This window comes from Curtobacterium sp. MCLR17_034, from assembly GCF_003234485.1.
Classification (GTDB): domain Bacteria; phylum Actinomycetota; class Actinomycetes; order Actinomycetales; family Microbacteriaceae; genus Curtobacterium; species Curtobacterium flaccumfaciens.
On record NZ_QKTH01000015.1, the window covers coordinates 97,165 to 105,226 of the forward strand.

The 8,062-nt window shown below is 73.2% G+C and carries 5 protein-coding genes and 1 tRNA gene; 4 read left to right on the forward strand and 2 right to left on the reverse strand.

Translation table 11 applies throughout. The features are described from left to right. Nucleotides 1-18 precede the first annotated feature (18 nt). The 4 genes from DEI98_RS14315 (at nt 19) to DEI98_RS14330 (ending at nt 3,853) form a co-directional block, all read left to right on the forward strand. Entirely contained in the window at nt 19-567 is a 549-nt protein-coding gene (locus tag DEI98_RS14315; RefSeq protein WP_071406119.1) for a DUF501 domain-containing protein, read from the forward strand. Between the two features lie 40 nt (nt 568-607). Then, entirely contained in the window at nt 608-2,083 is a 1,476-nt protein-coding gene (locus DEI98_RS14320) for an NAD(P)/FAD-dependent oxidoreductase (protein WP_017886746.1), read from the forward strand. Between the two features lie 71 nt (nt 2,084-2,154). Further along, nucleotides 2,155-2,228, forward strand: a tRNA-Leu gene (locus DEI98_RS14325). Between the two features lie 284 nt (nt 2,229-2,512). Continuing rightward, nucleotides 2,513-3,853: a threonine/serine exporter family protein gene (locus DEI98_RS14330; protein ID WP_027464496.1), complete on the forward strand. Its 1,341-nt coding sequence runs from the start codon at nt 2,513-2,515 to the stop codon at nt 3,851-3,853. A 67-nt stretch (nt 3,854-3,920) separates the two neighbouring features. On the opposite strand, the gene DEI98_RS14335 is transcribed toward DEI98_RS14330, so the two are convergent. Continuing rightward, on the reverse strand, nt 3,921-5,672 hold the full coding sequence (locus DEI98_RS14335) for a class I adenylate-forming enzyme family protein (RefSeq protein ID WP_111101112.1): 1,752 nt from the start codon (nt 5,670-5,672) through the stop codon (nt 3,921-3,923). Between the two features lie 240 nt (nt 5,673-5,912). Beyond that, a complete protein-coding gene (locus DEI98_RS14340; protein WP_111101100.1) occupies nt 5,913-7,892 on the reverse strand; it encodes an Ig-like domain-containing protein in 1,980 nt (659 codons plus the stop codon). Nucleotides 7,893-8,062 lie beyond the last annotated feature (170 nt).

Here is an 8,062-nt window from a genome sequence, read left to right on the forward strand (position 1 = left end):
CGGTAGGCTCACGTTCCCGTGACGACCCCTCCCTTCGACCCGCCCTCCGACCGCGACGTCCAGGTCGTGTCGGCGCAGCTCGGCCGACCGGCGCGTGACGTCATCGGGATCGCGGCACGCTGCGTCTGTGGCAACCCCACCGTCGTCTCCACGAAGCCCCGGCTGTCGAACGGCACCCCGTTCCCGACGTTCTACTACCTGTGCCACCCCGCGGCCACCGCTGCGGTCAGCACCCTCGAGGCCAACCAGGTGATGCCCGAGCTGGCAGCCCTGCTCGAGGACCCCGAAGTCGCCGCGCAGTACCGCGCGGCCCACGAGTCCTACCTGGCCGATCGCGAGTCGATCGAACACGTCGACGAGATCGACGGCATCAGCGCCGGTGGCATGCCCACCCGCGTGAAGTGCCTGCACGCCCTCGTCGGCCACGCCCTCGCCGCCGGACCCGGCGTCAACCCCATCGGCGACCTCGCGCTCGAGCGCGCGGACTGGTCGCCCTCCCGGTGTGAGTGCCGGGCGTATGATGACGGTGCAGACGCTGGAGTCGGGGCGGGTGGCGGCGAAGTCTGACCCGACTCCCGCACACCCCCATCCAAGGAGATCATCCCCCGTGCCCAAGATCCTCGTCGTCGGCGGCGGTTACGCCGGTTTCTACACCGCATGGAAGCTCGAGAAGCACCTTCGCCAGGGCGAAGCCGAGGTCGTCATGGTGGACCCGCTGCCGTACATGACGTACCAGCCGTTCCTGCCCGAGGTCGCCGCCGGTTCCATCGAGCCGCGTCACGCGGTCGTCGCGCACCGTCGTCACCTCAAGAAGACCCGCGTCGTCACGGCGAAGGTCACCAAGGTCGACCACGCCACCAAGACGGCGACGATCACCCCGACCGAGGGCGAGGCGTGGGAGGAGTCCTACGACCAGATCGTCATGACCGCCGGCGCGGTGTCCCGCACGTTCCCGATCCCGGGCGTCGCCGACGAGGCCATCGGCCTGAAGACGATCGAGGAAGCCGCGTCGATCCGTGACCGCATCCTCAGCAACTTCCACAAGGCGGCGAACCTGCCGGCCGGTCCCGAGCGCGACCGCCTGCTCACCGTCGTCGTCGTCGGTGGTGGCTTCGCCGGCATCGAGGTGTTCGCCGAGCTCCGCTCCTTCGTCACCGACCTGCTGAAGAGCCACCCGCAGCTGTCCTTCGACGACACGCACTTCCACCTGGTCGAGGCGATGGGCCGCATCATGCCCGAGGTCTCCCTCGAGACCTCGCACTGGGTGCTCAAGAACCTCGCCGAGCGTGGCGCGACCGTGCACCTCGAGACCCAGCTGGCCTCGGCCGTCGGTGGCGTCTGCGAGCTCAAGACGAGCGACGGCGCGATCGAGACGATCCCGTCCGACCTCATCATCTGGACCGCCGGTGTCATGGCGAACCCGATGGTCAAGGGCACCGACTTCCCGCTCGAGCAGCGTGGCCGCATCCGCGTGCAGCCCGACCTGCGCGTGGTCGACGACAACGGCGTGATCGCCGACGCATGGGCCTGCGGCGACGTCGCAGCCGTGCCGGACCTGACCGGTGGGGGTGTCGGCGGGTTCTGCGTGCCGAACGCCCAGCACGCCGTGCGCCAGGCCAAGCAGCTCGCGAAGAACGTCGTCGCGACCATCCGTGGCGAGGCGACGACCGACTACAAGCACGAGAACCTCGGTGCCGTCGCGGGTCTCGGCCTCGGCACCGGTGTGTTCCAGTCCGGCAAGTTCGCCATGAAGGGCTTCCTGGCCTGGGGCGCGCACCGCGGCTACCACGGCCTGGCCATGCCGTCGTGGGAGCGCAAGTGGCGCGTCATCGGCGACTGGGTCGGTGGCTTCTTCCTGGGCCGCGACATCGTGTCGCTCGACGACCGCGAGACCCCGCGCGCCGCGTTCGAGGCGTTCGCGTCCCGTCCGAAGCCCGCCGCCGAGGCCCCGGCCGCGCCCGCCGCAGCCCCGGCTCCGGAAGAGGGCAAGGTCGCCGGTGCCGCCGGTCCCGTCTACGGCGAGCCCGCGAAGGACGTCTCCAACGCCCCCGAGCCGGTGACGGCCCCGGCCGACGCCAAGTAGCACCACTCGTCACGAAGGCGGTCACCTGCGAAGGGTGGCCGCCTTCGTGCATCGGTAGGCTGTTGCGGCCCGCCCCCGTGGCCCAATCGGTAGAGGCACGCGACTTAAAATCGCTGAGTTGTGGGTTCGAGTCCCACCGGGGGTACCGCCGAGGCTCTGCCGCGGCGCCCGCCGCGCGGCGCCCGCCGCGTGCCGCTGCGAAAGCGACAGAACTCTGCGAACAGTTCGCGTCGTTCTGTCGCTCCGGCCGCACAGTCCGAGCGATGGTCCTGCCATCTGTCGCTTCGACGGTGGGATCGGGTCGCCCTGGGCATCGGACTGGAGGCGCGGGACCGGCCCGCCACGTGCCTCCCGGCCCGCGGACCGTCGCCTTCCCGCGAAGACGGCGCGACTGCACGACCGGCTCGCCGCCCAGTAGCATCGACGATCGTGGTCGGACTCGGAAGCGCACTCGCCAACCTGCAGAACGCCCTCCGCCGACCGGAGGCCCACGTCGAGGTCGTCGACGGCGAGAGCGTCCCGGTCGGCATGCTCCTCGGCACCCTCGGAGCCCTGCTCCTGGACGCCGGCAGCTCCGTCACCGACGTCCGGTCGGCGCTCGAGAAGGCCCGGGACGCCGCCGGGGTCGGACCGACGCTCGCGATCGGCGTCCTGCCCGCCCTGGTGATGGTGAGCGAGGTCTCGACGGGCGCCGCCACCATCGTCAACGCCGAGGGCGTCGAACTGTCGTCCCGCCAGGCCGCCCGCGCCAACCGCGTCGTGCTCGGGCTCGAGAGTGGCTCCATCGCCCTCGCCGAGATCCCCGCCCGCGTCCGGGCCATCCGGGCCGGCACCGTCCCGCCGCCAGCCCTGCCGTGGATTCTCGGCAACGCCCTGACCTCGGCCGGCCTGGCCGTCGTCTTCCGCTGCCCCTGGTGGGCGATCGTCCTGGCGCTCGTCGTCGGCGGCCTGGTCGGCGTGATCGGACTGGTCCTCCGGCGCTTCCGCGAAGCCGTGGCGATCATCCCGTTCCTGGCCGCGTTCGTGTCGACGGCGATCGTCGGCCTGGTCGCCGCGGGCACCGGGTTCGAGCAGGTCCCGCTCTTCGCGGTCTGCGCCCCGGTGGCGGTGTTCGTCCCCGGCGCACTCATCACCAACGCGTTGCTCGAACTCACCGCCGCGGACATCGTCACCGGGTCGTCGCGACTGGTGCAGGGGCTCATCATGCTCGGCTTCATGGCCGCCGGCATCGCGTCCGGCAGCGCCCTGACCGGGTTGCACGTCGACCCGTCGTCGGCCGCGCTCGTCGGCGAGGTCGCGGGGGTCGGCACCGACCTGGCCGGCTGGGAGTCCGTGCCCGCGTACTGGGTGTCGTGGGTGGCCGTCGTGGTGCTCGCGGTCGGGCTCGGTCTGGTGTTCCGGTCCGGGTGGCGCCTGACGCTCGTGTCGGTGGCGGTCATGGTCACCGCCTACGCCGTGGTGAGCACGACGACGCCGCTCTGGGGCAGTGTCGTCGCGACCGGCGCCGCAGCGGCGCTGCTCTTCGTCGCGACCCGGTTGCTCGAGCGGCTGGTGCCGGCGATCCCGGCGACGGTGTCGTTCTTCCCGGCGTTCCTGCTGCTCGTGCCGGGGACGGTCGGGCTGGTGGCGGTGGCCACCTTCGATCCCGAGGCCCTCGCGACCCCGCTCGCGACCTTCGTCAGCCTGTGCATCGGGACGAAGATCGGCGGGCTCCTGCCCGGCCTCTTCGCCCGCAACGCGCCCCGGCGCGCGGTGGACGCGACCAGCTGACGGACGGGAGGCCCGTGGCGGCGCCGCCACGGGCCTCCAGGCCGTCACCGGCCGGGTACCGGGCCCACTACGGCTCGATCAGCCGGCCGGCTGCCTGGTCCGCCGCGGCCGTGTCCTTCGCCAGGTAGTGCACCTTCTTGCCGGTGGCGTTGTAGGGGACGTCCGTGACGAAGCGGTACCGCCGCGGGCGCTTGTACCGGGCGAGGCCCGGGCGGGAGCCGGTCCACTCCTCGAGCACGGCCGCTGCCTCGGCGTCGTCGGTCGGCAGCCGGTCGCCGGCACGGACGACGTACGCGGTGACGACCTCGCCCCACCGCGGGTCCGGCACGCCCACCACGATGGAGTCGGCGACCCCGGGGTGCTCCTGCAGCACCGCCTCGACCTGGACGGGGTGCACGTTCTCGCCGCCGGAGATGACCATGTCGTCCTTGCGGCCCACGATCGTCACCCGCTCGTGCTCGTCCCACGTGGCGAGGTCGCCCGGGTAGAACCAGCCGTTCGCGAACTTCTCGGCCTCGAGCCCGGGGTTCCGGTACGAGTAGCCGGACTTCACGGTGCGGACGGCGAACTCGCCGATCTCGGTGCCGTCCTTCGCCACCGTGTCGGTGGGGTCGGCCAGACGGTCCTCGTGCACGCGGACGACGGCGACGTCGTCGTCGGTCGATGCGCGACCGGTGGAACCGGCGCCGTCCGGGAAGTCCTCGGGGCGCAGGAACGTGTTCCAGAAGGTCTCGGTGGTGCCGTAGCCGTTGAAGATCCGGGGCGACAGCAGCTCCTGGTACCGCAGTGCCGCGGCGCGGTCGAGCGGTGCGCCCATCGTGACGATGCCGTTGAGGCTCGACAGGTCCCGCGCCCGGCGTTCCTGCGCGTCGGCGAGCTGCACCAGGTTCGGCGGGGCCCCGATCAGGAACGTCAGGCGCTCGGACTCGACCAGGTCGAGCACCCGGTCGGCGTCGAAGTGCCGCAGCGTCGTGAGTTCCGCGCCGACGTAGAACACCGGGTTCGGGCCGCCGGAGTAGAGGCCGCCACGGTGGAACAGCGGTGACATGTTGAGCGTCTTGTCGAACGGACTGAGCGGGAAGTGCATGACCACGTCGTGCGCGCTGAGCACCTCGACCAGGCTCGGCAGCGGGACGGGCTTCGGCCGACCGGTGGTGCCCGAGGTGTAGAGCCGGGTGGACTCGTCGTAGGTGCTGCGCGGGCCGATCGCCGCGAGTTCCTCGGGGGAGACGGGATCGGACGCGAGCAGCTCGGCGAACCGGTCGTGGTCGCCGCCGACCGGGACGACGTGGTCCGGCCGGTGCGGCGAGGACTCGATCGCGGCGGCGATCGCACTCGTCCGCTCGGTGTCGTGCACGAGGACGGCGGGCGCGGAGTCCTCGATGATGAACGCGACCTCGTCGGGGGCGAGCCGGAAGTTCGTCGGCGAGAACACGGCGCCGATGCGGTGGCAGGCCAGGTAGAGCATCGCGAACTCGGGTGTGTTGAACAGCTCGACCATCACGACGGAACCCCGTCCGCCACCGTGCCGGATGAGCCACCCGGCGATCCGGTCGACGACGTCGCCGAGCTCGGCGTAGGTCCACGAGCGGTCCGTCTCCGGCTCGCGCAGCGCGGGTCGGCCGGCGAAGCGGTGGGTGTTGCGGGCGAAGCCGTTCGCGTAGGTGAAGCTGCCCTCGAACACCTCGCGGAAGCGTGTCGCGTCGTAGTCGGACCGGGTATCGGCGTGGGGTTCCGAATCGGGTCCGGTGTCGGTGCGGGGTCCCGGGTCGGACCGGGTGTCGGCGTGGGGTTCCGAATCGGGTCGGGTGTCGGTCATCATCGCTCCTACCGCGGTCGTGCGGTGCACACCGTCGGTGCTGCGCGGGCACCGGTCGCGCGGCACTGCTGCACCGCTGGTCCGGCGCGGCGTCGGTCGTCCGTGCGGGACGGCGAGCGTCCTCCGTGCGGTGCGACCAGCACCGATCGTCACACTAGCCCGCTGTCCGCGAACCGGCCCGGAAGTGCGTCTTCTGTCCCGGGGGCGGTGCGGTGCGCCGCTCTGGAGGCCCGGCGCGGGTCAGACGCGGGCCGCGCGCCGGTCGGTGCGCAGCCAGACCAGGGCCGCGATCGCGGCCGCCACGCAGGCCGCGGCGATGCCGACGAGCAGGGCCGGTGCGGCGTGCGTGCCGGTCGTCCCCGAGTAGACCGCGGTGGTCAGCGCGACGGCGACCACCGCGAGCGCGACGTACCGACCGCGGGAGGCGGCGAGCAGCGCGCTGCCTGCGGACCCCGCGACGGGCAGCAGGGTCGCGACGACGGCACCGAGGCCGCCGACGCACAGCGTGATGGCGAACTCCGAACCGAGTGACACCCAGAAGCCACCGCCCGCGAGCAGGCTGTGCAGCACCCAGCCGGCCGCGGCGAGTCCGAGGAGAGCCAGCACCCGCCAGGTCGCACCCCGGGCGCTCGCGGCGATCCCGGTACCGAGGCGGAGCGGTCCGGTCCCCAGCCCGGGGCGGACGGACGGCACGAGGACGACCCCGACGATGAGTGCGGGGGACAGGTCCGCCGCGCGGGTGACGCCGCACGCCACGAGGGCTGCGAGCACGAGCCACGGCGACACCCGGAACCCGACCGTGCGGTGGTCGCTGCCGGCTGCCCACCGCGTGGCGAACACGACGGCGGCGGTCAGGACCCCGGTCCCAGCGAGGACGGCGATCGCCAGACGGGCGTAGCGGGCCTCGAGCTCGACGCCGACCCCGAGCAGGGTGCACAGCGCCGCGACGGACACCGCGATGGTGATCGACGCCCAGGTCGGCAGGACGTCGTCGCCGCCGGTGCGGTCCGACCGCGAGCGGTTGCGTCCGAGCAGCCCGGCGAACGGCGAGCGGAGGCGACCCCGGGTGACCGCGGCCACGAGGGCGAGCGGCGCCGCGATCAGCAGGAGGAACCCGGCGGCGACGGCGGTGGCGACCAGGACGGTCCGCCACGAGAACGCGGCCTGGATGGTCGGGACGGTGCGGTCGTACGTCGTCGCCGCGGTCCAGTCGCCGGCGGGGCCGGACCAGTCGGGGTGGCCTCCGGCGCTGCCGACGCCGGCCGGGGTGCTGCCGGTGCCGTCGCTGGGGCCGTTGCCAGTGCCTGCTGCGCCGCCGCTTTCGTTGCCGTTGCCGCCGTCGCCCCCGTGACCGGCGGCGTTCGTGCCGATCCCGGTTCCACCGTGGCCGGTCGCGCCGGGGGTGCCCGCCGTCGAGCCGGATCCCGGCGTCGACGTGCCCGGCGTCCCCGGGGTGTCCGTGGCGCCCGGGGTCGGTGTGGCGGTCGGGGCCGTGGTGGTGGACCACACCGTGACCCGGACGGCGGCCGACGACCGGGAGTAGTTGCCAGCGACGTCGTGCTGCGTCGCGGTGAGCTGGTGCCCACCGGCGCGCAGCGTCGACCCCGCGGTGGAGCACGACCACGAGGCGTCCGGCGCGACCACCACGCCGCACACCGGCGCACGGTCGACGTACACGGTCACGCGGGCGCCCGGCTCACCGGTCCCGGCGACCGTCGTCGAGCGGGTGCCGATCCGTTGGCCGTCGTCCGGCGTCGTGATGCGCGGGGCAGCGGGCGCCGTACGGTCGACCGTGATCGTCACGGGAGCGGAGGCCGCGCTCCGCAGGTCCGACCGGTAGCCGCGCGCCGTGCTGGCGGTCTGCGACGCGGTGACGGTGAACCGGCCGTCGGCGAGCGACCCGAGGGCGGCGACCCACCGACCGTCCGCACCGACCCGGGCGGTCTGCTGGGCCGAGGAGCCGGACACCGACAGCAGCACCGTCGATCCGGGGTACCCCGTGCCGGAGACCGTGCCGCCGGTGGGCCCGGCGGCTGCCAGGGTCGGCGGGACGATGACGTCCGAGGCCGGTGCACTCGCGACGGGCAGTGCGGCGACGAGGTCGCGCACCGTGAAGACCTGTTGCGGGCCGGAGCGGACGGTGCCGAGGCAGGCCCAGGAACCGTTCGGGTCCACCCGGGTCGTGCACCCGGACGAACCCGTCGCGGCCGGGCCGGTCACCCGGACGGTGTGCCCGGGGGTGCCGGTGCCGTGGAAGCGCGTCGTCCCCGTCGTGACGTCACCCGGGTCGGCGATGGTGGGCCGAACGGCGGGACGCGTGGGGGTGGGCGTCGGGGCGCCCGGCCGGCCGGGGCTCGGCGGAGCGACTGTCTCTTATACACATCTCCGAG

Excerpts from the sequence above, each read along its gene's own strand:
- DEI98_RS14335 (WP_111101112.1), bottom strand. The coding sequence starts at position 5,672 with ATGACCGACACCCGACCCGATTCGGAACCCCACGCCGACACCCGGTCC.